Annotated in this window: 19 protein-coding genes and 1 pseudogene; 14 read left to right on the top strand and 6 right to left on the bottom strand. The window is 53.7% G+C overall.

The features are described from left to right. Positions 1 to 286 precede the first annotated feature (286 nt). Positions 287 to 475 (top strand): annotated as a pseudogene (locus R8G34_13600) (IS3 family transposase). 323 nt (positions 476 to 798) lie between these two features. On the opposite strand, the gene R8G34_13595 reads toward R8G34_13600, so the two are convergent. The 6 genes from R8G34_13595 to R8G34_13570 all read right to left on the bottom strand — a co-directional run bounded on the left by R8G34_13595 (position 799) and on the right by R8G34_13570 (position 8,301). Further along, the gene (locus R8G34_13595; protein MDW3223898.1) at positions 799 to 1,902 is read right to left on the bottom strand and encodes a flagellar basal body P-ring protein FlgI; all 1,104 of its coding nucleotides are present in this window, start codon (positions 1,900 to 1,902) and stop codon (positions 799 to 801) included. After that, on the bottom strand, positions 1,899 to 2,903 hold the full coding sequence (locus R8G34_13590; GenBank protein ID MDW3223897.1) for a flagellin: 1,005 nt from the start codon (positions 2,901 to 2,903) through the stop codon (positions 1,899 to 1,901). Before R8G34_13590 ends, R8G34_13595 begins: the two co-directional genes overlap by 4 nt. Before the next feature lie 2 nt (positions 2,904 to 2,905). Continuing rightward, the gene (gene flgK / locus R8G34_13585) at positions 2,906 to 4,351 is read right to left on the bottom strand and encodes a flagellar hook-associated protein FlgK (GenBank protein ID MDW3223896.1); all 1,446 of its coding nucleotides are present in this window, start codon (positions 4,349 to 4,351) and stop codon (positions 2,906 to 2,908) included. Positions 4,352 to 4,391: 40 nt separating this feature from the next. Then, positions 4,392 to 5,732 carry a flagellar hook-basal body complex protein gene (locus R8G34_13580; protein ID MDW3223895.1) on the bottom strand — a complete coding sequence of 447 codons (1,341 nt, stop codon included), beginning with the start codon at positions 5,730 to 5,732 and terminating at the stop codon, positions 4,392 to 4,394. A gap of 100 nt (positions 5,733 to 5,832) precedes the next feature. Further along, complete coding sequence (locus tag R8G34_13575; protein MDW3223894.1) at positions 5,833 to 6,669, bottom strand: flagellar motor protein MotB; 837 nt, start codon at positions 6,667 to 6,669, stop codon at positions 5,833 to 5,835. A 741-nt stretch (positions 6,670 to 7,410) separates the two neighbouring features. Beyond that, positions 7,411 to 8,301, bottom strand: coding sequence for a rhodanese-related sulfurtransferase (locus tag R8G34_13570; protein ID MDW3223893.1), 891 nt, complete (start codon positions 8,299 to 8,301; stop codon positions 7,411 to 7,413). 135 nt (positions 8,302 to 8,436) lie between these two features. Here R8G34_13570 and pncA point away from each other — a divergent pair, with 135 nt between their 5' ends. The 13 genes from pncA to R8G34_13505 all read left to right on the top strand — a co-directional run bounded on the left by pncA (position 8,437) and on the right by R8G34_13505 (position 23,218). Beyond that, positions 8,437 to 9,045 (top strand): bifunctional nicotinamidase/pyrazinamidase, encoded by a 609-nt coding sequence (gene pncA / locus R8G34_13565; GenBank protein MDW3223892.1) that lies wholly within the window; start codon positions 8,437 to 8,439, stop codon positions 9,043 to 9,045. After that, positions 9,038 to 10,330: a nicotinate phosphoribosyltransferase gene (pncB, locus tag R8G34_13560; GenBank protein ID MDW3223891.1), complete on the top strand. Its 1,293-nt coding sequence runs from the start codon at positions 9,038 to 9,040 to the stop codon at positions 10,328 to 10,330. Before pncA ends, pncB begins: the two co-directional genes overlap by 8 nt. Positions 10,331 to 11,005: 675 nt before the next feature. After that, on the top strand, positions 11,006 to 13,885 hold the full coding sequence (locus R8G34_13555; protein ID MDW3223890.1) for a monovalent cation/H+ antiporter subunit A: 2,880 nt from the start codon (positions 11,006 to 11,008) through the stop codon (positions 13,883 to 13,885). Position 13,886: 1 nt separating this feature from the next. Then, positions 13,887 to 14,225, top strand: coding sequence for a Na+/H+ antiporter subunit C (locus R8G34_13550; protein ID MDW3223889.1), 339 nt, complete (start codon positions 13,887 to 13,889; stop codon positions 14,223 to 14,225). Beyond that, on the top strand, positions 14,222 to 15,766 hold the full coding sequence (locus R8G34_13545) for a monovalent cation/H+ antiporter subunit D (protein ID MDW3223888.1): 1,545 nt from the start codon (positions 14,222 to 14,224) through the stop codon (positions 15,764 to 15,766). The genes R8G34_13550 and R8G34_13545 overlap by 4 nt, the downstream gene beginning before the upstream one ends. Before the next feature lies 1 nt (position 15,767). Next, positions 15,768 to 16,268 carry a Na+/H+ antiporter subunit E gene (locus R8G34_13540; GenBank protein MDW3223887.1) on the top strand — a complete coding sequence of 167 codons (501 nt, stop codon included), beginning with the start codon at positions 15,768 to 15,770 and terminating at the stop codon, positions 16,266 to 16,268. Continuing rightward, positions 16,265 to 16,552: a K+/H+ antiporter subunit F gene (locus R8G34_13535; GenBank protein MDW3223886.1), complete on the top strand. Its 288-nt coding sequence runs from the start codon at positions 16,265 to 16,267 to the stop codon at positions 16,550 to 16,552. The genes R8G34_13540 and R8G34_13535 overlap by 4 nt, the downstream gene beginning before the upstream one ends. After that, positions 16,549 to 16,938 (top strand): Na+/H+ antiporter subunit G, encoded by a 390-nt coding sequence (locus R8G34_13530; GenBank protein MDW3223885.1) that lies wholly within the window; start codon positions 16,549 to 16,551, stop codon positions 16,936 to 16,938. The genes R8G34_13535 and R8G34_13530 overlap by 4 nt, the downstream gene beginning before the upstream one ends. Before the next feature lie 333 nt (positions 16,939 to 17,271). After that, positions 17,272 to 18,816 carry an arylsulfatase gene (locus R8G34_13525; GenBank protein ID MDW3223884.1) on the top strand — a complete coding sequence of 515 codons (1,545 nt, stop codon included), beginning with the start codon at positions 17,272 to 17,274 and terminating at the stop codon, positions 18,814 to 18,816. A gap of 211 nt (positions 18,817 to 19,027) precedes the next feature. Next, complete coding sequence (locus R8G34_13520) at positions 19,028 to 20,728, top strand: alkaline phosphatase family protein (GenBank protein ID MDW3223883.1); 1,701 nt, start codon at positions 19,028 to 19,030, stop codon at positions 20,726 to 20,728. Positions 20,729 to 20,743: 15 nt separating this feature from the next. Next, entirely contained in the window at positions 20,744 to 21,739 is a 996-nt protein-coding gene (locus tag R8G34_13515; GenBank protein ID MDW3223882.1) for a MoxR family ATPase, read from the top strand. A 10-nt stretch (positions 21,740 to 21,749) separates the two neighbouring features. Continuing rightward, positions 21,750 to 22,739, top strand: a complete 990-nt coding sequence (locus R8G34_13510) for a DUF58 domain-containing protein (protein ID MDW3223881.1) — start codon at positions 21,750 to 21,752, stop codon at positions 22,737 to 22,739. Beyond that, entirely contained in the window at positions 22,736 to 23,218 is a 483-nt protein-coding gene (locus R8G34_13505; GenBank protein MDW3223880.1) for a DUF4381 domain-containing protein, read from the top strand. The genes R8G34_13510 and R8G34_13505 overlap by 4 nt, the downstream gene beginning before the upstream one ends. Positions 23,219 to 23,243 lie beyond the last annotated feature (25 nt).

Genomic DNA, 23,243 nt, shown 5'->3' with positions numbered 1-23,243 from the left:
GCCATTTACTGATCCAAGAACACGTTTCTGAACCTGTCTCAAAAGCATTGAGATAACACATTCATGCTTCAGAGACCGCCAGAGCCTTTCGGTCACGCGATTGTCAAGGGATGTTTCTCTGAGTCCACTGCAGCCCGGCTAGGCCATTGAGACAGAGTTGGTTTTTACTTAACAGGACTTTCTGGCTCGTCGTATTCCGTGAAGGGACACGAGATGAGAACGCGAACCGTGACGCGCGGCTGACAGATATATCATTGAAATTAAAAGCAAACCATGCCGAAAACTCTCTACAGAAGAGCAGACCCAGATCGTGCTTGAAAGTCTTCGCGGGGAGAGCTTATACAATAATTGGTCGAAAGACTTCATGGAAGCCGGGAAGAGGCGGTTGGCTTGCGATACTACACGTCAGGCGACGTCCAGCGAAGTCAGCAATTTGAAAGCTGAGGCGCGCAGTTTTAAGGAAGTTGTTGCGGAGTAGACAATGGAACTGCGCCTGCTCCAAAAAAAAGCATGCCCGAGCCCTCGCGACAGATTGCTCGAAGAATCGCATCTGCCGGTCAAGCTATCTGATAACGGACAATCGCGCGTCTTTCAGGGATATAAGGGTTTAGAAATACTACTAATACAGCCAAAGAAATGACGGATCTCACTGTAAGCGGGTCGTGGTGCGGTTGCGACTTAAAACGGGCACTTGCCTTGAGACGTCCAATAGCGCGTTCGTTTTGGGGAAGTGTTCTTTGTCAAGGACCAAGTAATTGCAATCGTTCGCAGCACTCGGATCGACGTTTCTGGGACTTTCTAACGTACGATAAACTCTGCATGCAGTGCACCAGCGGCTTTTATACTCTTGAGAATATCAATCATGTCTCGCGGCGAAACTCCAAGCGCGTTGAGACCTGCAATGACTTCTGATAGCGATGTGCCATCGGGAACTTCCGCCAAGCCAATTCCCGGCTCTTCCTCGATCTCAGCATTTGTTCTAGGCACGACGACAGTTTCGCCATCTGCGAAGGGGTTGGGTTGAACGGCAATCGGCGCTTCCTGTATTCGTAACGTTAGATTTCCTTGCGACACCGCGACGCGTGAAATGCGAACGTCTTCACCCATTACAATGGTGCCGGAGCGCTGGTCCACAACAACCCGCGCCTTGCGTTCTGGCAAAACAGAAATATTCTCAATTCTGCCCAAGGCATGAGCGACAGACGCCATCCTTGTTTCGGGTATATTTAACTGTACTGTTCCGGAGTCCAGCATGAATGCTACGGGCCTCCCAAAGTCAGAGTTAATCGCGACCTCTATGCGGCTTGCCGTCGTAAAATCTGCGTCTCTAAGCGCAAGTCTAAGATTGGTCAGAGTAGATAAGTCGAATTCGATTTCACGTTCCACACGTGCACCCGACGGAATCACGCCGGCTGTTGGAACACCCTGCGTGACATTCGCACCGTCTCCATCTGCAACGACACCACCGGCAATGATTGTCCCCTGAGCAACCGCATAAATTTGACCATCGGCTGCATTGAGAGGCGTCATGACAAGTGTTCCACCCAGCAAGCTAGTAGCATCGCCAATAGCTGATACTGTTACGTCTATTTGGCTTCCGCCACGCGAGAAAGGCGGTAACGCAGCAGTCACCAAAACAGCCGCAACGTTCTTGGGCCTGAACTGTTCCCCCGCAACGTTCACCCCCAGGCGCTCCAGGATATTCGACATGATTTCTTCAGTAAAAGGGGAATTGCGCAGACCATCACCACTACCGTTCAAGCCTACGACAAGGCCATAGCCAACGAGGTCGTTTCCACGCACACCATCAAACTCAACCAAGTCTTTAATTCGAACCGGACCTGCCAATACAATATTTACAGATATCAAAATAAGGAGTGCCGCTGCAAGAACTGATCTCATAGGAAGTTCACCAATGCTAGTTGCGAGCTGCGGACTGTAACAGCATAGAGGCTTTGGAGGTGAAACTGGACACTTTCGAGCTCGGTGGCGGTCTCAAATGGATCCGCCTCGAGCAAGGTATTCCGAGCAAATTCCATGCTGGTTTCTTCCGCTTGGTTTCGCGCAGAAATCAGCGCAATTCGTTCCTCGGTGAAGCCAATTTTGGCTCGCAAACTTGTCATTTGATCCTGATTTGATTGTAGGCCAATCCCAGTTATACCAAACAACTCCGATTTTTCAGGTACCGTGAGACCCAGCGTGGGATCATCTGCCAACGCAGCGACAGTGGTATGCAATAGAAGATTTTTTATGGCATCTTCATTTGCCCGGACATCTAGATTGACGCGTTCGGTTTCAGAAAGTGCGAAAGGTGCCAGCGCTGTGTTTGACCCTGCGTAAGCCGTTGCGTCGAAACCAGCAGGATCAGCAAACCAAGCTTCTGCAGCAGCAACGATATCTTCCGGCGTCGTTTGACCCGTGATGACTGTTAGAACTTGCGCCATCAAATCATCCGCACTTGGCAGAGGATCCTGGTCAGTCGCGATACCAGCAAATAGGCTTCTTCCCGCGATATCGCCATTGATTGAATTGATCATGCCCTGAAGTTGGATTCTTGCATTGTCCCCTGGGTTGCCCGACACAACACCAATGGGACCGCCACCGGCCAAGATCAGGTCAAGCCCCAATTCGCCACCAAAGGTTTGCGCACGCTCAAGCGCCGCTTGCATGGCACCTGTGAAATATGTGGCTTCCGCATTTGCAACTGAATAACCGTCCAGAATTTCCAGTGATCGTTCCAAGCCAGTCAGATAGTTGTGGTTGCCTGACAGGACGTCGCGCACATCAGCGACTTGACCACTGGACAGTTCGTCTGTGAGGCGGGTTATGTCCTCTCGCAATGATACACTGCGACGTTGAAGCATAAAGGATTGAGCCAAATCACCCAGAGAGATGGAAGTCATAATTATAGCCTCAATATTGTTTGCATCATTTCATCGGCAGCCGAGATCATCCGCGCATTCGCGGCGTAAGTTTGCTCGACCAAAAGGAGCCTTTGCAGTTCTTCATCTGTGTCGACACCATCCGCCAAAACCAACTGCGTAAGTTCGTTAAACTGAGTAGATGCGAATGTCTGTTGCTGTTCGGCCTGAGAGCGGTCTGCGCCCAGTTGCGAGGTGAGAGTTGCAACCAGATTGGTTGATGAAAACGCACCGCTTCCGAAGCTACCACTCGCTGGTATCCGTTTCGCGGTTAGCGTGTCGGAAAGCGTTTGCAACAGGCGTGAGTCGCCGACATCGCCTTCGACAAGAGCGTTTATTCCGTCACGAAGTCTCCAAGCTTCTCCGCCCTGGGTTTTATCTACAGCTACGTTCACATTCAAACGATCAGACAAGCCAACCTCATTCAATGGATCGAAAGCGACGCCCGCATCGGTGAACAGCCCAGGATCACCAACTGCCAAGGTCGGGTCAACGGCTGGGTCTTGAAATCTCTCAACGAGATCACGGGCAAAAGCATCCAATTGCGTCTGCGCATCTACTCCAAGTTCGTCTCTGATTTCGAACTGAGCCCCAAGCGAGCCACCACCCAGTTTGCCTCGAACGCTATCGGTGGCCACTGGAAACCCGTCTATCGTCAGGCCGGATAGCTGCCCGCCTGTCAGTGTCATATAGGGTGTGACTTGATTGACCGGCGAGAACGCAACTTCTGCCACCCCGCCATCAATCAAGATCGCGCCATTCGTTGAATAGAGTGCTATCTGACCTCGATCGCGGGCGACTTGTCTGATCGGTACAATCTCACTGATTTCGTCGACCAGAACTTGGCGGTTGTCTTGAAGTGCGGACGTATCGCCGCCCAAAGTCTCCGTCCTAGTTATTTGTAAGTTAAGCTCCTTAACGCCGGCCAGCGCCGTATTGAGTTGTTCAACCTGCAAACTGATTTTTCGATCAGCCTCGCTGCGAGATTCCTGTATGCTTTCTGAGGCGGAAGCGATCAATGTTGTCAAATCACGTGCTGCCGTTACGACGCTTTCTAACCGTTCAGGTGCGTCAGGACGACTGCTTGCCGTAATCAGGCTTCTCTCTAGCTCAGCTACGCGTGCGGAGAGGGAATTCTCATTGTCCGGTGTGCCCAGGACGTCCTCGTAACCTCTGAGGAAACTCGTTCTGTCATTTGCATTGCTTAAAGCGGATTGTGCGAGCCCAAGATCTGCCAAGAGGGCCGGATTGACATTTCGTGTAACGCCGTCAACGCGAACTCCACCAATTTGCGACGATGACAAGTCGACCGTTCGCACACCATACCCCGGCGTCATTGCATTGGCGATATTGGCAGAAATCGTCTCTGACGTGCGTCCCGCCGCACGCAACCCGGTCATCGCATTTGATAGCGCTGAGGAAATAGTCATATCAGGCCCTCTAGTTAAAGTTCACTGCTCTTAAGTTTTGTTATCGCTTAATATTCGTCGTCTCTTGCAGCATCTCATCCACGGTTTGGATGACTTTGGCATTGGAAGAATACGCGCGTTGAGTCTTGATCATGTCAGTCAGCTCTCCTGCCACATCCGTCGTGGATTCTTCACGGGCAAAAGAAGCGATGTTTCCGGTGGGGCCACTGCCCGCATCCCACAGGTAAAAGTCACCACTTTCTCTCGATGGGAGGTAAGTCTGGTTGTCCAATGCCTGCAAACCGTTCATGTTGGCGACATTCGCAAGTGGCACTTGATAGATCGTTCTGATTTCGCCGGTGTCAAACGACGCCCTGACATATCCATTTGCATCAATGTCGACACCAATGAAGTTTCCAACGGGTGATCCGTCCTTGGTCACGGAAACGGGCGCAAAGGCATAGTCAAGCTGGGACAAACCCTCAGTGTCGCCATAAGCGCCGATATCAACCTCGATAGGCCCCGATGCGGCTTCAATTACCAGAAGTCCAGTTGTCGAATCATATGTAGGCGGTGTGCCCGGGGGCGTCGGAAAAACCGCCGCATTTACCATGACGTCGTCCAGAGTCCCCCCTCCGGTACGACTGTTGTTGAACTCAAGTGCCAATTCCGCAATGGGCACCAAAGGATCACCCGCCTGATCGTAAATGCTCATTGTCCATTGGTTTGTCGCAGGATCAGTTGGAAGCGTCGGTGCAATCGGTGCAAAAGTAATGTTCAAGCGTTGCGACGTGCCCAGGTTATCAAAGTATTCCACAGGCGTTTGTTCTGTAGCCGCGGTAGCCCCGACCGCTGTTTCTGTGGCAGGCAAATTGATTCCCAGGCTGATGCTTGTTGTTGGGCTACCCAGCAAGGCCGAAGTGTTGATCCGGATCGGTTCCAAACCATCGGCAGAATCACGTGGAAATTGCGGGATTGTCCCGTCCGCGTTTGCCGGAAAACCCATCAATACCAGATCAGATTGCGATTTAAGATACCCGTTTTCGTCGGTACGGAAAGAGCCGGTTGTCGCCAGGAACATAGGTGCATCTTCACCGGAGGTTTGCACCTGTGCCGCCTGTGCCACTGGAATTAATCCTGCGCCACTTACCGCAATATCAGTTGCATTTGATGTTCCGATGAGTGTCCCGCGCTGGTCAATCAGGCGCTGCGTGTCCGCGCGTACGCCGCCGGCAGCATATGAACCGCCACCACTTGACAGGACCATGGACGCAAAATCCGTTTCTACTCGCTTGTAGCCAAAAGTTGAGGAATTTGCGATATTGTCCGATATAGACGCCAACCGCTGGGCATTTGTCTGTAATCCTGCAACGCCTGCGTTGAGCGAAGATGAAATGGTCATGGGCACGCCTTTCTGATGTGATCATTTGTTGATCAATCAGATAGACGCCCCGGCTTAACACCGCGCTAACATATAAAATCCGCCCTATTTAAGCCGCAATTCAGCGTAGCAGCACGATTTCCACCCTATTGTTTCGCGTAACCATTGGGTTTGGATGCACCGGTTCCCGGTCTGCGTGACCCGTAACCCTCTGCATTCTTTCTGGCACAACCCCATGAGACTGAAGCATCATACGCGTCCGTGTCGCACGTGCGGCTGAATTGTCCCAAACCGGATTTTCCGCCACAACGATGGGTTCGGAGCGCACATGGCCGCCTATTGCTATGCCGTTTGTAAGAGTTTTGCTGACATCGGCAACAATCTCGACAAGTGTTTCCATCAGCAGCGTCGGACGATCGGTCCCTTCTTCGAACAAGGGCAGACCGTCAAGCGCGAAGAGTTCAATGACAAGACCTTCATCGGTGATTCTGGTCACAATGTGCTTGAGCACGTTATCCATGACAGTGCTCTCGCCGCTGCGTGCCGTGAGCTCTGCTTCGACCGCTTCCAGCGCATCATCTGACCGATTTATTTCCGCGCCCTCTTCGCTGACGCCTGATTCACCCGATGATTTATCGCTTTCAGTAGCGTTCTCTGAAGTCGCACCACGACCGTTTTTCGGAAGCATTTCCTCCGAAAAGATACTGTCTCCGCCAAACGCGCCGTCCCCACCGCCAGAAACGCGGTTTACCGGAATAGTCGGCGAGAAATAATCCGCCAACCCCGCGAGTTGTTGCTCAGTCGTTGCGTTCAGCAACCACATCATCATGAAAAAAGCCATCATCGCTGTGACGAAGTCCGCGTACGCGACCTTCCAGGCACCACCATGATGCCCACCACCTGCGATAACTTTTTTCTTCTTGATGATGATTGGTGCCAGATTGCTCTGCGCGCCCATATCTCCACCACTCTTAAATTCACCCAAGACAATGGATATCGCAAAAGGTCTTTCCACACCCTTAACGAACGGGCGAATTGTTTGTTTGCGCCAGACTGAAAATTAAACGCAGGTATCAGCCAAAGGGGGCGCATCGAGAAAAATGCCAGTCACAAATGACCTATGTGCTTGAAACAGGCCTGCCCTGACCCTCGCCATTGTATTGATCACAAACTTCTGCACTGGGGGGATCATGCCACCATGCCTGTCTTCCAGGCAGCACCCAGGGCTCGCCGCGCTGCCGCTTGAATACTCTACAACCTGATCATGAAAAGTTTTGCGCTTTGGAATTGGCATAAATAGTTTCATTGACCGTTTTGATACTTTGGCACGGCTTTTGGAATTGTCTTGGGTCTCGGGGCCGAAGAACCTTACCTTACCCTTTTAGCTACTGTCGGGCGGTTAGGTCTTGCTTTAAATCGCAAGGCTGACTTTTGGCCTCAGCCAGTGTGGTATGGAGTGTTGACTCGCTCTGAATGCAACCGAACGCATACCAAAATTCAAGTCAGGCGGCCTTGTCGGTTTTGTGTTGCTGGCAACGACCTTAGGTATTTGGACATCCGCGTGGATTTACAACGCTAGCGAACCGTATCGACTGGCGTTTCGCGATGGAACCCACTGAAATAGTTTGAAACTCACGATCCTTTTACGGACGTCGACCGGCAGTATAGCCCGGAACGCCTCGGCAAAGCCCGTTTGAATTCAAAGGCCGTTTCCAGCCTTTTTCAACCCGATTTGTTTTTGCCGTTCGCGAAACCGGTCCTTGTCCGCCTCCGTGGTCTCAAGCACACAGTGGTGGCAGCTTACGCCTTCCTCATATTCAGGGCGCACGGTGTCATCAGGTAGGATCGGTCGCCGGCAGCCATGACACAACATATGCGGACCTTCGCGCAATCCATGCTCCACACTAACGCGCTTGTCGAACACAAAACACGAACCTTCCCAACGGGTCTCTTCTGCGGCGACATCTTCCAAATACTGCAGAATGCCGCCCTTGAGGTGATACACTTCATCCACACCCTGACCCAACAGGTAATTCGTCGATTTCTCGCACCGGATCCCGCCGGTACAGAACATCGCAATCTTCTTGTTGTGAAAGCGCGTTTTATTCGCTTCCCACCAAGCCGGAAAATCCCCAAAACTCTTGGTCAGAGGATTAACTGCGCCTTCAAACGTGCCTATGGCGACTTCATAATCGTTACGGGTATCGATCAATGCGACGTCCGGATCCGCGATCAACGCATTCCAATCCTGCGGGTCTATGTAATGGCCAACACGTGCACGGGGATCGACATCCGGTTGGCCCATCGTCACAATTTCGCGTTTCAGGCGGACTTTCATCCGAGCAAACGGGGCCTCTTCGCTTGTGGCCTCTTTCCACGCCAGATCGGCGCAGCCCGGCAGGGAACGCAGGTGCGTGATTACCGCGTCAATTCCGGCACGCGGACCCGCGATGGTTCCGTTGATGCCTTCTGTTGCCAGCAACAGGGTGCCTTGCACATTCTGTGCGATGCATAACGTCAGCAATTCAGGCTTGATCGCCTCGGGATCTTCGAAACGCGTGAAATGATAGAGGGCGGCGATCGTGTACATGAGATGTCAGATATGACGCTGCAGCGCGGCAGGCAAGGGCGTAGATGATCCGCGCATACACTGCGCGCCGTGCAGATGGCATTGACGCACCCGGTACGGCACCTTACCCACAGCATGAAAACAGGAGGGGCGCAAATGAGCCAGGCGTTGATCGTAATTGATGTGCAAAAGGATTTTTGCCCCGGCGGCGCGCTTGCCGTGCCCCAAGGCGATACGATCGTAGGGCCCATCAACGCCTTGATGGCAGAGGCCGATTCGGTGATTCTGACACAGGATTGGCACCCTGCGGGACATTCTTCATTTGCATCATCTCACGAGGGCAAATCGCCCTACGATGTGATCGAGATGCCCTACGGCGCGCAAGTCCTGTGGCCGGATCACTGTGTGCAAGGACGCAAAGGCGCACGTTTTCATGCGGGCTTGCAGGTCGATCACGCCGATCTCATCATCCGCAAAGGCAACAATCCGCAGATCGACAGTTATTCGGCGTTCTTTGAAAACGATCAGACCACACCAACAGGTCTTGAAGGGTATCTGCGGACGCGCGGGATCGACGAATTGGTGTTGGTCGGGCTTGCTTTGGATTTCTGCGTGAATTTTTCTGCGGTTGATGCGGCAAAACTGGGGTTTGGAGTAACAGTGCGCGAGGATCTTTGTCGCGCGATTGACCTTGATGGGTCGCTGGAGGCTGCCCGCGCGGGCATGCAAGCCGCCGGGGTTCGGCTGGAGACACAGAATGGTTGATATCGCCACCCGCGTCTGGAACCACAAATGGAAAATCGATCCGATTGTGCGATCCCTGATCGACACTGACTTTTACAAACTTTTGATGTGCCAGTCGGTTTTTCGCAACAAACCAAACACGCGGGTGACCTTTAGCCTGATCAACCGATCAAAGGATATACCGCTTGCTGAACTGATCGACGAGGGCGAATTGCGCGAACAGCTGGATCACATCAGATCTTTGTCCCTGTCGCGCGGCGAAAGCACTTGGCTGCGCGGCAACACGTTTTATGGTAAACGCCAGATGTTCCGTCCAGATTTCATGGAATGGTTCGAAAAACTGACCTTGCCGCCTTATCACCTTGAGCGTAAAGGCGATCAGTACGAGCTGACTTTCGAGGGCACCTGGCCTGAGGTGATGCTTTGGGAAATCCCGGCCCTTGCGGTGCTCATGGAACTGCGGGGTCGCGCGGTCCTTAACCAGATGGGCAAATTCGAACTCAAAGTGCTCTATGCCCGCGCGATGACCCGCGTCTGGGAAAAAATCGAAGCCATGCGCGATATCCCGGATCTGTCTATTGCTGACTTTGGCACGCGCAGGCGACATAGTTACCTTTGGCAGGACTGGTGTGTTCAGGCAATGCAGGAGGGGCTTGGGTCAGCCTTCACTGGCACTTCGAACTGCAAGATCGCGATGAACCGCGAGTTGGAAGCGATTGGCACGAATGCGCATGAATTGCCAATGGTTTACGCAGCGCTTGCCGAAACGGACGCGCAACTGGCGCAAGCGCCTTATGACGTTCTGTCCGACTGGCATGATGAACACGACGGCAATCTGCGCATCATCCTGCCCGATACGTTTGGCACCCAAGGGTTCCTCGACAAAGCTCCGGATTGGCTGGCCGGTTGGACCGGGATCCGCATTGACAGTGGTGATCCGGCAACGGCTGCGCAAACCGCGATCGCTTGGTGGAAACAACGTGGTGAGGACCCCAGTACCAAACGGATCATTTTCAGCGATGGTCTTGACGTCGACAAAATTCGCACCTTGCATTCTGAGTTCTCCGACAAAGTAAATGTTTCTTTTGGGTGGGGCACTTTGCTCACAAATGATTTCAGGCATTTGGTTCCCGATGACCGGCTCGCGCCTTTTTCGCTTGTCTGCAAGGCAGTCAGGGCCAATCAAACACCAACAGTAAAGCTTTCTGACAATCCAAACAAAGCAATGGGACCGAGAGCCGAGATAGACCGCTACAAACGGGTTTTTGGCGTTGGCGAACAGGTCGCACAAGAAGTGATTGTCTGATCGTAGAGCCCCTGGTTCTTTTACAATTCACGATAGACAATTTCGCTTGCGTCCCCGCGACAGAACCAACTGTGACTTCAAGTTCGCGTTCACCGAAAGACCTGTTTTGCCGTGCACGCGCAAAGATACCGGCGCGGGGATTTATCCGACGAAAGCCCAAAGTAGCACTAAATCAAACTGAACAAATTGGACTATCAATGCATCAGATTTGACGCTGGAGCGCTTCAAGGAGTGCCTACTTTGCCGCGCATGGATTTTCAGGCTGAACGAGTTTCAGGCTCTGTTTTTCCGATCACCAACACCGAAACGTTTGATAAGCTACTTATGACTGTCGTACGCCTTACCGCAGATCATGCATTTTCCACTCATCCAACGGTGTAGACATCTCAGTTCTGTTTCGATGCGGATGTAAGCGCTCACCCGCTTGGGGCCGTGGTGTGACTGTGAACGTTTTGGATTTAGGGTCACCAATATCAAACGCTCCGTGCGTCAAAGATGTTGCCATTGAAAGAACGCTGAAGCTTGTCGGGTGGAACGCCGTTGCAATGCCACAAACCGCAGTTCTTTTCGATTTCAGGCCAAGTTTATGACGGTTTTTGTCGGTTTCGCTTGAGAATGCGCGCAAACTGACCCAGATAGGGGAGAAATTTAAAGACCCCAAGATCAGGAGTTCGCGTGTCCCTCTTCCTTATCGTCGCTTTGCCGTTCTTTGGCGCGTTACTACCCGGTCTCATGAATTCTGCTGGCAGACAGGCCTGTGCAGGGGTCACTTTCACCGTGTCTCTCGCCGCGTTTATTGGACTTTTGACCAACCTTCCGGCTGTGATGGCCGGCGAATTGGTCACGGCGCGCGTTGACTGGATACCAGCGTTGGGGCTCAATTTCACACTGATGCTGGACGGTCTTGGTTTCTTTTTTGCCCTGCTGATCCTCGGCATCGGACTGTTGATCATCGCCTATGCGCGTTCCTATCTGGCACGCGAAGACAATATGGGCGAATTCTTCACTTATTTGTTGCTGTTTCAAGGCGCGATGGTCGGGATTGTTCTAAGCGATAATATCCTGCTTTTGCTGGTTTTTTGGGAACTGACATCACTGTCGTCCTTTCTACTGATCGGCTACTGGAAGCACTTGCCCGAAGGGCGGCAAGGCGCGCGGATGGCGCTCACTGTCACCGGCATGGGCGGCCTTGCCATGATCGGTGGCATGCTGATCCTGGGTCAAATCGCAGGAAGCTATGACCTGAGCGTCATTTTGCAAAACCGCGAACTCATACAGTCATCGCCGTTGTACCTGCCTGCTCTGATCCTCATCCTGTTGGGCTGTTTTACGAAATCTGCGCAATTTCCGTTTCATTTCTGGCTGCCGCACGCCATGGCGGCACCTACGCCCGTCTCTGCCTATCTGCACTCCGCAACGATGGTCAAAGCTGGAATCTTCTTGATGGCGCGCATGTGGCCTGTGCTTTCAGGTACGCCAGAATGGTTTGTGATTGTCACGACGGCGGGCCTGATCACCATGGTCCTCGGGGCAATCATCGCCCTGTTCAAGCATGACCTCAAAGCACTGCTTGCGTTTTCAACGGTCAGCCATCTGGGTCTGATCACGATGCTTTTGGGAACCGGGACAGCCTTTGGCGCAATGGCCGCAATGTTCCACATTCTGAACCACGCGACATTCAAGGCAGCGCTGTTTATGTCGGCGGGAATTGTGGATCACGAAACCCACACGCGCGACATACGACGGCTTGGGGGGCTGCGGCATTTGATGCCCATCACCTTCACAATTGCCACGCTGGCTGCGTTGTCCATGGCCGGTATTCCGCCGCTCAACGGATTTTTGTCCAAGGAGATGATGCTGGAAGAAACCTACCACACGGTGCTGTTCCAATCGCACTGGTTTGTGCCGGCGCTCGCTGTCTTTGGATCGGTTTTTTCCGCGGCTTATTGTTTTCGTCTGATTGGCCACACATTCCTTGGAAAAGTCCGTGATGACTACCCGGCCAAACCCCATGATCCGGGTGCAGGCCTGTGGTTGCCGCCAGCTATTTTGGTTGTGCTGGTCGTTGTTATCGGCATCGCACCGTTTCTGGCCGAACCTTTCGTAAAAATGGTCACCGCCTCCGTTTTGGGGGATGTGGCTGAAGTCCCGAAAGCCTACTTCAAAATCTGGCATGGGCTTGTCCCGGCGCTTTACATGTCAATCGTCGCCACCATCGGTGGTCTGATCTTGCTGGCGGTCTATCGACCCGCGCTGCGGATTTGGGATGGGGCGCTGCGTCCAGAGGCCAAGGTCATTTTCGAGGGTTTGGTGGAATCCATTGTCAACGTCACCAAGGGCTTTACACACGGGTTGCACAACGGCGCATTTTCCCGTTACGGCGCAATTATGATCCTGACCGTTGTCGTTGCGGGATATTATGCCTGGACCACAGGCACCATCGGCGCTGCGACAAGAACGATGCAACCGGTGACACCGGTCGTCGTTGCCGGATGGGTCATGCTGGTGGCAACAACAATTGGCATGGTGTTCCTGCATCGCAACCGCCTGCTATGTTTGATCCTGATCGGGATTGCCGGTCTGATGGTATCGGTTGGTTTCGTATTCTTCAGCGCACCTGATCTTGCGATGACCCAGATCACCGTCGAAGTCGTCACGATCATTCTATTGTTGTTGGCGCTGAACTTCCTGCCAAACCAAACCCCGGTAGAAAGCACGGTGATGCGGCGTGTACGTGACACAACGGTCGCCATCGCTGGCGGTCTGGCCACAATGGCGATGGCCTATCATTTCCTGATGCGCGACGCGATTACCGCACCGATCTCAGAGTTCCACCTCGCGAATTCGTACAAAGGCGGCGGTGGGACCAACGTGGTCAACGTGATCCTCGTGGATTTCCGGGGTTTTGATACATTTGGTGAGATCATCGTTTTGGGCATTGCCGCCCTGCTGATCTATGCGCTGACAGAAACCCTGCTGTCTGGTCCCGTGCGCGCGCGTTTGTTGAATCGTAAACCGGATCAGGCGCGTGCCGGTGACATGCATCCGATGATGATGGTGGTTCTGACCCGCGTGATGATGCCCGTTGTGATGATGGTCGGCTTTTACATATTCCTGCGCGGGCATAATGAACCGGGCGGTGGTTTCATCGCTGGTCTCGTCGTATCCATCGGCGTCGTCATGCAATATATGGCAAGTGGTTTCAGCTGGGCCTCCGCGCGCCTCAAATACCCATATCACGGTGTGATTGGCGCAGGTGTTCTGGTCGCCGGACTTACCGGTATCGGGTCGTGGTTTGTCAGCAAACCCTTCCTGACGTCTGATTTCACCTATGTGCGCATTCCGCCCTTTGAGAAATTCGAGCTGGCAACCGCGGCGCTATTTGATGTGGGCGTTTTCCTTGCAGTGGTCGGTGCTGTGATGCTGTCGTTGGAAAGTTTCTCTCGGCTCGCACGTCGCGCCCATGTCCCGGAAACCGAGCATCCGATGGATATCGATCCGTCACGCGATGACCCGCCTGAACCTTCGTCGCCGATGGCAAAGGAGGGCGTGTAAAATGGAATTGCTCGTAGCATCCGCAATCGGAATACTCACGGCAGGCGGCATTTATTTGACGCTGCGCCTGCGTACCTTCCCGGTCATTTTGGGGATATCCCTGCTGACCTATGCAGTGAATGTGTTCCTGTTTGCCTCTGGTCGCCTGACCATAGGTGCCGCCCCGGTTTTGACGGATGGCATTGAACGCTATTCAGATCCGCTCCCACAAGCGCTGGTTTTAACCGCAATTGTGATTTCGTTCGGCATGACGGCGGTTGTCGTGATGATTGCGCTCGGCTCATACCTCGGATCGGATGATGATCACGTGGATGATCCTGCGTCGGAGGACGTGAAATGACCCACTGGCTCGTTATGCCCGTCATCCTGCCTGCGATCCTCGCACCTTTCATCGTGCTGGCAGCACGGTATCACATCGGCATTCAGCGGACGTTTTCGCTGGCCGGTGTCCTGGCCATGATCGGCATTGCTGCCGGGCTGGCATGGACAGCCTCTGATGGCACAATCATGCTCTACCAGCTTGGCGATTGGGCAGCACCGTTCGGGATCGTTTTGGTCGGGGACAAGCTGTCCACGCTCATGGTGCTGCTGACAGCTGTGCTGGCGCTCTTTGTGCTGCTCTATGCCATTGGATCGGGATGGGATGATCGGGGCCGACATTTCCATGCGCTGTTCCAGTTCCAACTGATGGGGATCATGGGCGCGTTCCTGACGGGCGATCTCTTCAACCTTTTCGTCTTCTTCGAAGTCCTGCTGATCGCCTCTTATGGCCTGATGATCCACGCGGGCGGCAATGCCCGTCTACGGGCCGGTGTTCAATACGTGCTGTTCAACCTGCTGGGCTCTACACTGTTCCTCTTTGCACTGGGCGCTGTTTATGCTGAAACCGGTACGCTGAATATGGCGGATGTGGCGCAACGCCTCGCTCTGGTCGATCCGGATGAGACGGTCGGTATTCGCCTCGCGGCGGTCCTGCTCTTGCTGGTCTTTGCGATCAAGGCGGCTGTCGTCCCGCTGCACTTCTGGCTCCCGTCGAGCTATGCTGAGGCCCCGGCACCAGTCGCGGCGCTGTTCGCGATCATGACCAAAGTTGGCGCTTACGCGATCATTCGGGTCTACACGATGATCTTTCATCCTGACCTCGACGTCACAGCGGGGCTGCAAACCGCATGGTTACTGCCTGCGGCGTTATTGTCGTTGGCTATTGGGATGGCCGGCATACTAGCCGCCAAACATCTGGACCGACTGGTCGCCTTCGCCGTGATCGGATCAATGGGCATGGTGATGGTGGCAATTTCCCTGTTCACCGAAACCAGTATCGCCGCTGCACTTTATTACATCGTGCATTCAACGCTGGCCGCTGCGGCATTGTTCCTGATCGTGGATCTGGTGCGCACCGGGCGCGCCAACCTGGACCTGACCGCGCAACCTATCATACCCGGCGCGGCGCTGACGTCGGCTCTCTTTATGGTCGCTGCAATTGCGATGGCCGGACTACCACCCTTATCTGGCTTCGTGGGCAAATTGCTGATCCTGAGTGCAGCCTTTCCGACACCACATGCCGTGTGGGTCTGGGCTGTCGTTCTGATATCCAGCCTGATCGCGGTGGTTGGGTTTTCGCGCGCAGGCAGCGTGCTGTTCTGGAAGGCCAAATCCATACCACCTGCCGAGCAGGCCACCGAAGTCGCACAAGGGCCGACGGCACTTTCTTTCTGCGCGGTTGGTGGACTGCTGTTCCTGCTCGCGGCACATACGGTTTTTGCCGGCCCCGCGACAACCTATATGGCGAGCATCTCGCAGCAATTGTTCAACCCGGAACCTTATATCTCCACTGTGCTCGACACACCGGGTAAACTCAGCACACCGACGGAGGGACATTAACATGATGAAGGCATACCGCTGGCTTTTGCCGCATCCGCTGATAACGCTTTTGCTCGCCGTTGTCTGGACAATCCTACAGAACGACATCTCTGCGGGCATGGTTGTTTTTGGCCTGATCCTTGGCATCATCATCCCCTGGGGGACCTCCGTGTGGTGGCCTGATACGCCGCAAGGTTTTCACATGGGCCGCATGATTACCTACAGTATAATGGTGATTTGGGACATTATGGTTGCGAACGTGCAGGTCGCCTGGATCGTGCTGACGCGTCCTAACTCGAAACTGCGGCCCGCTTGGATTGTGATCCCATTGGATCTGCGTGAACCAGAAGCGATCACGGTTTTGGCGGGAACCATTACCTTGACGCCCGGAACGGTTTCGGCCGATCTTTCTGACGAGGGACACAGCCTCTTGGTGCATGTTCTGGATACAGATGATCCGGACGCTGTACGAGACGAGATCAAACAGCGCTATGAGCGCCGATTGAAGGAGATTTTTGCATGAGCGCTGCAACAGATCTTATGAACCTTGCGCTGATCATCGCTTTTGTGGCCGTCGCTGTCGCACAGGTCATGTCCATGGTGCGTCTGATACTTGGACCAACCACAGGGGATCGCATCCTTGCGTTGGATACGATGGTCGTGAATGCAATCGGTCTGATCGTGCTTTTGGGAATTGCGCAGGGCGTACGTGTTTATTTTGAAGTCTCCATGATTATTGCCATGCTGGGATTTGTTTCGACCGTTGCTTATGCACGCTTCGTCCTGCGAGGAGACATCATCGAATGACCACTGAAATTATTGGAACATACGCTGTTGCACTCGCCCTGATCATCGGCTCGATTTTTGCTCTGGTTGGCGCCATCGGATTGCTCAGATTCAACGATTCGATGATCCGCCTACATGCTCCCACCAAGGTTGGTACAGTCGGGATCGGATCTTTGCTTCTGGCCTCCATGATTCATGCGTATACATTTGGCGACGGGTCCATGCACGAAGTCCTCATCATGGCATTTCTTTTTGTGACCGCACCGATTTCGGCAAACTTCATCGCCAAGGTAAACATCCACAAACGTGCGTGTGATACACCGCCCGCCCCTGCGCATGACGAAACCTGGTCAACGCTGAATGTACCAGAAGCGGATCGGGAAATCGCAGTCCCCAAGGTAGAGTGAGACGCGATCCCTGGTTGCGTGCATCATACGCGCCAACCGCGCTCAAATTATTTAAATGGACCAGCGATAGCCGCATCAGCGTTTGTTTTCATCTTCGCGCCTGACCCCAAAAAAAGCAATTGTTTCAAGTGTGCACCTGTCCAGCGCCTGAAAAAGGGGGCCGCATTGGCGATATGCGCCGCAGTCCGCGTGATTACCGGTACAACCGATGACAATCATCACTTTTTTCCCGGATTGTTGACTTTCAAGTCGGATCACGAAATTGTTAGCACAATCTAAACACGAGCGACTGGGAGAGTATGTATGGATGCGGTTTTCGGGTTAACGAGGCGAATGCTTGGGTCGGCTTGCGCGCTTTTAGGGGCGGCTGTTATTGCGACGCAAGCCTCGGCACAGACAGAGAAGCCAAACATTCTTGTGATTTGGGGCGATGATATCGGCCAATCCAATATTTCCGCCTACACAATGGGTGTGATGGGATATCGAACGCCAAACATCGACAAGATTGCCGATGAGGGCCTCATTTTTACCGACTACTATGGCGAACAGTCCTGTACTGCTGGCCGTTCCAGTTTCATCATGGGCCAGTCTGTGTTCCGCACAGGCCTGTCCAAAGTGGGCATGCCAGGTGCCGCTGAAGGCATGCAAATCGAAGACCCGACCATTGCGGGTCTGCTGAAAGGCCAAGGCTATGACACCGGTCAATTCGGCAAGAACCACCTTGGCGATCGCGATGAGATGCTGCCAACCAACAATGGTTTCGACGAATTCTTTGGCAATCTTTACCACCTGAACGCGGAAGAAGAGCCTGAACTTGAAGACTATCCGACCGATCCCGCGTTCCGCGAGCGGTTTGGTCCGCGTGGCGTTGTGAAATCCTCTGCCGACGGTGAGATCGAAGACACCGGCCCGTTGACCAAAAAGCGCATGGAAACGGTTGACGACGAAACAAGTGCTGCGGCTCTTGATTTCATTGAACGTAAAACTGCCGAAGGCACGCCCTGGTTTGTCTGGTGGTCCGGTACGCGGATGCACTTCCGCACGCACGTCAAAGACGAGCTGCGCGGTATTTCCGGTCAGGATGAATATGCAGATGGTATGGTCGAGCATGACCGTCACATCGGTTTGTTCCTCGACAAACTGGATGAGCTGGAAATTGCGGATAACACCTTTGTCTTTTATTCCACCGACAATGGTCCGCATATGAACAGCTGGCCAGATGCGGCGATGACACCTTTCCGCGGTGAGAAGAACACCAACTGGGAAGGCGGCTGGCGTGTGCCTGCAATGGTGCGGTGGCCCGGTCGAATTGAACCCGGTTCCGTGTCCAACGAGATCATGCATCATATGGACTGGTTGCCCACGTTCCTCGCAATGGCAGGCGTGTCAGACATCAAGGAGCAGTTGCTCGAGGGTGTGACCGTCGCCGAAGTTGGCGGTGGCCGTGATTACAAAGTTCATCTGGATGGTTACAACACGCTTCCCTATCTTCTGGGCGAAGAGGAAACCACGCCTCGCAACGAGATCTTCTACTTCTCCGATGACGGTGATTTGACGGCGCTGCGCTACAACGACTGGAAGGCGATCTTCCTGGAGCATCGCTATCCGCAGACACTGCGGGCATGGGCCGAGCCCTGGACGGAACTGCGCATTCCGCTGCTGTTCAACCTGCGTCGCGATCCCTATGAACGTGCCAACATTACGTCCAACACCTATTGGGATTGGTATCTGAACCACGTCTTCCTGCTGTTGCCAGCCGCTGTTTATGTCGGCGAATTCCTCGAAACATTCGAAGAATTCCCGCCGCGCCAGAAACCCGGCAGCTTCACAATCGGGGATGCGAAAGACAAAATCTTCTCGCAAATCGGTTCTAAGTAAAACACGGATTATGGCGTCCTCCCGTCTTGTGGGGAGGGCGCCATTTTCTTTTGCATACTATGTTTGGTGCGTTCTGTGACCAGTCCCACGGTTTGATCGATGGCGCGGGTGGAAATCCAGCGATCACCAAAACAGTCTGCGAGTTCAATTCATGTCTTGAGCCGCGCACCTGCATTTCCCGGGCAGCGCCGAACTTGAGGATAACCGCCAGATGATACCCAAAACATTGTCCACCGTATTCGCATGCTCAGCTTTGTTTTTGAGCGTAACGGGGTCTGCATTTTCCGCACCTGGTGCCGACAAACCACGTTTGGTGTTACAGATCACGGTGGATCAATTGCGCGGCGATCTGATCGATCGCTTTGGCGCTGGGTTTGGGGAAGGTGGGTTCACATATTTATTGGAAAACGGAGCGGTGTTTGTGAACGCGCATCATCGCCACGCCAATACCGAAACGATTGTTGGGCATACGACCCTATCAACCGGAACTGATCCGGCGATCCATGGTATGGTCGCCAATGTTTGGTTTGACCGCAAGACCAACACACAGTTTTATAACGTGCAGGACCCGGATTATCCTTTGGTCGGCGCAAAAGGAATTGATCAATCCGCGGAAATTGATCCGACACAACGTGCCGCGACCACGGATGGCCGATCCCCGGGCAACATCCTTACGTCTACTATTGGCGATGAAATTGCGTTGCACTTTGGACCAAAGGCCAAAGTTTTTGGCGTCTCCGTCAAGGATCGCGGTGCGATCTCTTTTGCCGGTCACGCGGGGGATGCCTATTGGTTTTCCAAAGCCGAAGGTCGGTTTGTAACAAGCACTTTTTATCGGGACGCTTATCCTGATTGGATGGCGGCATGGGAGCAGAAAGGCATTGTTGCGTCCTACGCAGAAACCGACTGGACGCTTTCACTGGACCGCTCAAACTACATGTTTGCGGACCGCGACAACCAGCCGTGGGAAACTGATTTCCCGGGCTTCGGTCGCACGTTCCCCCACAGCTATGGGAAAGCTGATAGCAAATATTACACCACGCTTTTGACGCTGAGCCCGGCAGGCGACGAGATTACTGTCGATTTTGCAAAAGCACTGATGGTTGCAGAAGAAGTTGGGCAGGATGATGTACCCGATTTCATGAGCGTGAGCCTGTCCTCGACGGACTATGTTGGCCACATCTTTGGCCCTTCCAGCCTTGAAGCAGAGGACAACATCAAACAGTTGGATCGCACGCTGGCGGATTTGCTGAGCTTTGTGGATGAGTCCGTGGGTCTGGACAATACGATGATTGTGCTCTCGGCAGATCACGGGGCACCGGAAGCGCCGGGGTATCTCAAGACACTTGGCATTCAAGCAAAGACTTTTTTGTTTGATGCTGCTGAGGTCTCTGAGGGATTTGAACGACTAAAGAGTAAGTTTGGTCTCTCCGAAGAGCTGATTGATAGCTTCACCAACCCCTATATTTATCTGAACACTAAAGCGATTGCCCAAGCCGGTTTGGATGCGGAAGAGGTTGAGGCTGCGGTGGCAGAAGAGCTTCAGAAAATGGCCGGTATCGCCTATGCTGTCGAAAGCCAGGCGCTGCGTGTCGGTGACATTCCAGATACCCGCATTACACAGGCTGTGCTGTCGAATTTTCACCCGGACCGCTCTGGTGACATTTACGTCGTGTTCGAACCGCACTGGTTTGTGGCAGATTTTGATGGGTTGAGCGTGGCCTCTGCGCATGGATCGCCCTGGACCTATGACACCCACGTGCCAATCATTATCACAGGTCCCGGCATAACTCCGGGTCGTGTCGCGCGGGCGGTTGAAACTGTAGACGTGGCGCCGACAATTGCTGCCTATATGGGAACGAAACCTCCAAGCGGCGCGATCGGTGAACCGCTGTTAGAAGCTTTGAAATAGGAAAACTAGAAGCTTATGGAAACCAGTCAGGCTCGCGTGCAGATAGAAGACTTGATCGCCCGTATGGGAAAATCCATTATAGGGCAACGCGATGTGGTCGAACGCCTCGTCATCGGCCTTCTGGCCAATGGCAACTTGCTTGTCGAAGGATTGCCTGGGCTGGCAAAGACACGCGCGATCAAGGCGTTGGCAAAGAATCTGGAGTGTGATTTCAGCCGCATCCAATTCACGCCGGACCTGTTGCCCTCAGATGTCACGGGTACAGAGATTTATTATCAGACCGACAACGGCTCAGAGTTCCGTTTCGATCCCGGTCCAATTTTTGCCAATGTAGTTCTGGCGGATGAGATCAACCGGGCGCCGGCCAAGGTACAGGCGGCCCTTCTGGAAGCCATGGAAGAACGACAGGTTACAGTGGCCGGAACCACCCATGATTTACCACCGCTGTTCATGGTCATGGCCACGCAGAACCCTATCGAACAGGAGGGGACATATCCGCTCCCCGAAGCGCAGATGGACCGTTTCCTGATGCATGTTTTGATCACCTATCCGCCGGTTGAAGATGAGGTGAAAGTAATCCGTCTGGTGCGTGGTGAAGAGGCCGCAGCGAACGCTCCCAAAGACACAGCCAAGAAAGACCTGGTTCTTGCCATCCCGCAGGACGCAGTCTTTCAGGCACGTCGTGAAATCGTTGACATTCACGTGTCTGATGCCATGGAGCGATACATGGCGGATCTGGTCAATGCGACACGTATTCCGGGGCAGTTCGGGTCAGATTTGGGCCGCTGGATCGACATCGGAGCCAGCCCGCGCGCGTCGCTTGCACTTGATAAATGCGGTCGCACCCATGCTTGGCTCAATGGGCGCGACTATGTCGATCCCCTCGATGTACGCGCGATCGCGGCAAATGTGTTCCGACATCGTCTGGGCTTGAGCTATGAAGCCCAAGGCGAAGGCGTCACACCTGATCAGGTGGTCGATGAATTGATTGCGCAGGTAGCGCTGACCTGAGGACTATTTTATGTTCGATAAGGCTGCTCGTATTCGATCTGGTTTGATACCCGCGCGCGACCTGCCCGATGAGGCCGCGACTTTGGATCCGCGCATATCGGTTGACCTCAATCATCTGCGTGGATTGGAGCGGCGCGCGACATCGCTCAGTTTCTTGCCGCGGCAACCAGCGCGTAGTGCCTTGAATGGACGGCATGCGTCACGGATGCGCGGGCGGGGATTGAACTTTGAGGAATTGCGGGACTATCTGCCCTCCGATGATGTGCGCTCGATTGATTGGAAAGTGACCGCGCGCACCGGCAAACCGCATGTCCGTGTTTTCACTGAAGAACGGGATCGCCCCAGTCTGATTGTTGTAGATCAGCGTATGTCTATGTTTTTTGGGTCCGTTTTGAACATGAAATCAGTGACTGCTGCTGAATGCGCCGCCGTGACCGCGTTTCGCATATTGGATCAGGGCGACCGGGTCGGTGGTATCGTTTTCGGTGATGAAACACTTGCCGAGATTCGACCCCAACGCAGCCGCGCCGCGCTCAACCGATTCCTGAGTGCCATATCAAGTGCCAATGGATTACTGCGCGCTGACGCCCCAGACCAAACACCCATGTCATTGAACCGCGTGTTGCAATCGGTCAGTCGTATCGCCCCGCGTAACCATCTGATCGTGGTTTTTTCTGATTTCGACGTGATTGATGATTTGACGCAAAAGCTGATCAGCAGCTTGTCACGTCACAATGATCTTGTATTGGGTCTGGTGTCTGACCCGATGGCAGATGAAATCCCCAAAGCTATGCGGTTGGTCATCTCGAACGGGGAGTTGCAAGCGGAGATTGACACGGGTGACGAAGCCGTGCGCCACAATTTGCATGCAATGTCGCAAGGTCGTTTGGCGCAAGTTCTGGATTGGAAACGCACATTGGGCGTGCCTGTCTTGCCTCTGAGCTCAGCCGAAGACAGCTTGGCACAGATGCGACGGCTTATGGGGCTTGCATCACGATGACCCAAGACGTCGCACCGGATCCGATTACCCTGGTCGATCTGATCGACAGATTGGTTCTGCCCCCGGAACCCGCGCCTGTTTCGATGATCCCGCAAACTGTTGGGTGGATCGCTTTGGCTGTGTTCCTTGCGATGAGTATAGTAGTTGCCTTGCTCTATTGGCACAAGAAACGCGGCGAAAATGCCTATCGCCGCGCGGCGCTCTCCGCCTTGCAAACTGTCGGGAATGATCCGGTGGCCGTGGCGGGAATTTTGCGCAGAACGGCACTTGTTGCATTTCCAAGAACGGATGTTGCCAGCTTGAGCGGCGCCGACTGGCTGGCATTTCTCGATGAAACCGCTGGGGGCGACACGTTCCGCCAAGGCTCCGGACAAATCCTCGCTTATGTGCCTTACCAGCAAACACAATGCGACCCGCGCGAATTGACCAGAATTGCCGAAAGCTGGATCCGGCACCATCGCCATCAGGCGCATCAGTGATTTCGCTGGCGTTCCCATTCGCCCT

The organism is Paracoccaceae bacterium (assembly GCA_033344815.1).
GTDB lineage: Bacteria > Pseudomonadota > Alphaproteobacteria > Rhodobacterales > Rhodobacteraceae > Roseobacter.
Note: the sequence above shows the minus strand (reverse complement) of the source record. Positions and strands in the feature narration are given on the sequence as shown.

Coding starts and splice junctions, on each gene's coding strand:
- R8G34_13595 (MDW3223898.1), bottom strand. CDS start 1,902: ATGAGATCAGTTCTTGCAGCGGCACTCCTTATTTTGATATCTGTAAAT.
- R8G34_13590 (MDW3223897.1), bottom strand. CDS start 2,903: ATGACTTCCATCTCTCTGGGTGATTTGGCTCAATCCTTTATGCTTCAA.
- flgK (MDW3223896.1), bottom strand. CDS start 4,351: ATGACTATTTCCTCAGCGCTATCAAATGCGATGACCGGGTTGCGTGCG.
- R8G34_13580 (MDW3223895.1), bottom strand. CDS start 5,732: ATGACCATTTCATCTTCGCTCAACGCAGGCGTTGCAGGATTACAGACA.
- R8G34_13575 (MDW3223894.1), bottom strand. CDS start 6,669: ATGGGCGCGCAGAGCAATCTGGCACCAATCATCATCAAGAAGAAAAAA.
- R8G34_13570 (MDW3223893.1), bottom strand. CDS start 8,301: ATGTACACGATCGCCGCCCTCTATCATTTCACGCGTTTCGAAGATCCC.
- pncA (MDW3223892.1), top strand. CDS start 8,437: ATGAGCCAGGCGTTGATCGTAATTGATGTGCAAAAGGATTTTTGCCCC.
- pncB (MDW3223891.1), top strand. CDS start 9,038: ATGGTTGATATCGCCACCCGCGTCTGGAACCACAAATGGAAAATCGAT.
- R8G34_13550 (MDW3223889.1), top strand. CDS start 13,887: ATGGAATTGCTCGTAGCATCCGCAATCGGAATACTCACGGCAGGCGGC.
- R8G34_13545 (MDW3223888.1), top strand. CDS start 14,222: ATGACCCACTGGCTCGTTATGCCCGTCATCCTGCCTGCGATCCTCGCA.
- R8G34_13540 (MDW3223887.1), top strand. CDS start 15,768: ATGATGAAGGCATACCGCTGGCTTTTGCCGCATCCGCTGATAACGCTT.
- R8G34_13535 (MDW3223886.1), top strand. CDS start 16,265: ATGAGCGCTGCAACAGATCTTATGAACCTTGCGCTGATCATCGCTTTT.
- R8G34_13530 (MDW3223885.1), top strand. CDS start 16,549: ATGACCACTGAAATTATTGGAACATACGCTGTTGCACTCGCCCTGATC.
- R8G34_13525 (MDW3223884.1), top strand. CDS start 17,272: ATGCTTGGGTCGGCTTGCGCGCTTTTAGGGGCGGCTGTTATTGCGACG.
- R8G34_13520 (MDW3223883.1), top strand. CDS start 19,028: ATGATACCCAAAACATTGTCCACCGTATTCGCATGCTCAGCTTTGTTT.
- R8G34_13515 (MDW3223882.1), top strand. CDS start 20,744: ATGGAAACCAGTCAGGCTCGCGTGCAGATAGAAGACTTGATCGCCCGT.
- R8G34_13510 (MDW3223881.1), top strand. CDS start 21,750: ATGTTCGATAAGGCTGCTCGTATTCGATCTGGTTTGATACCCGCGCGC.
- R8G34_13505 (MDW3223880.1), top strand. CDS start 22,736: ATGACCCAAGACGTCGCACCGGATCCGATTACCCTGGTCGATCTGATC.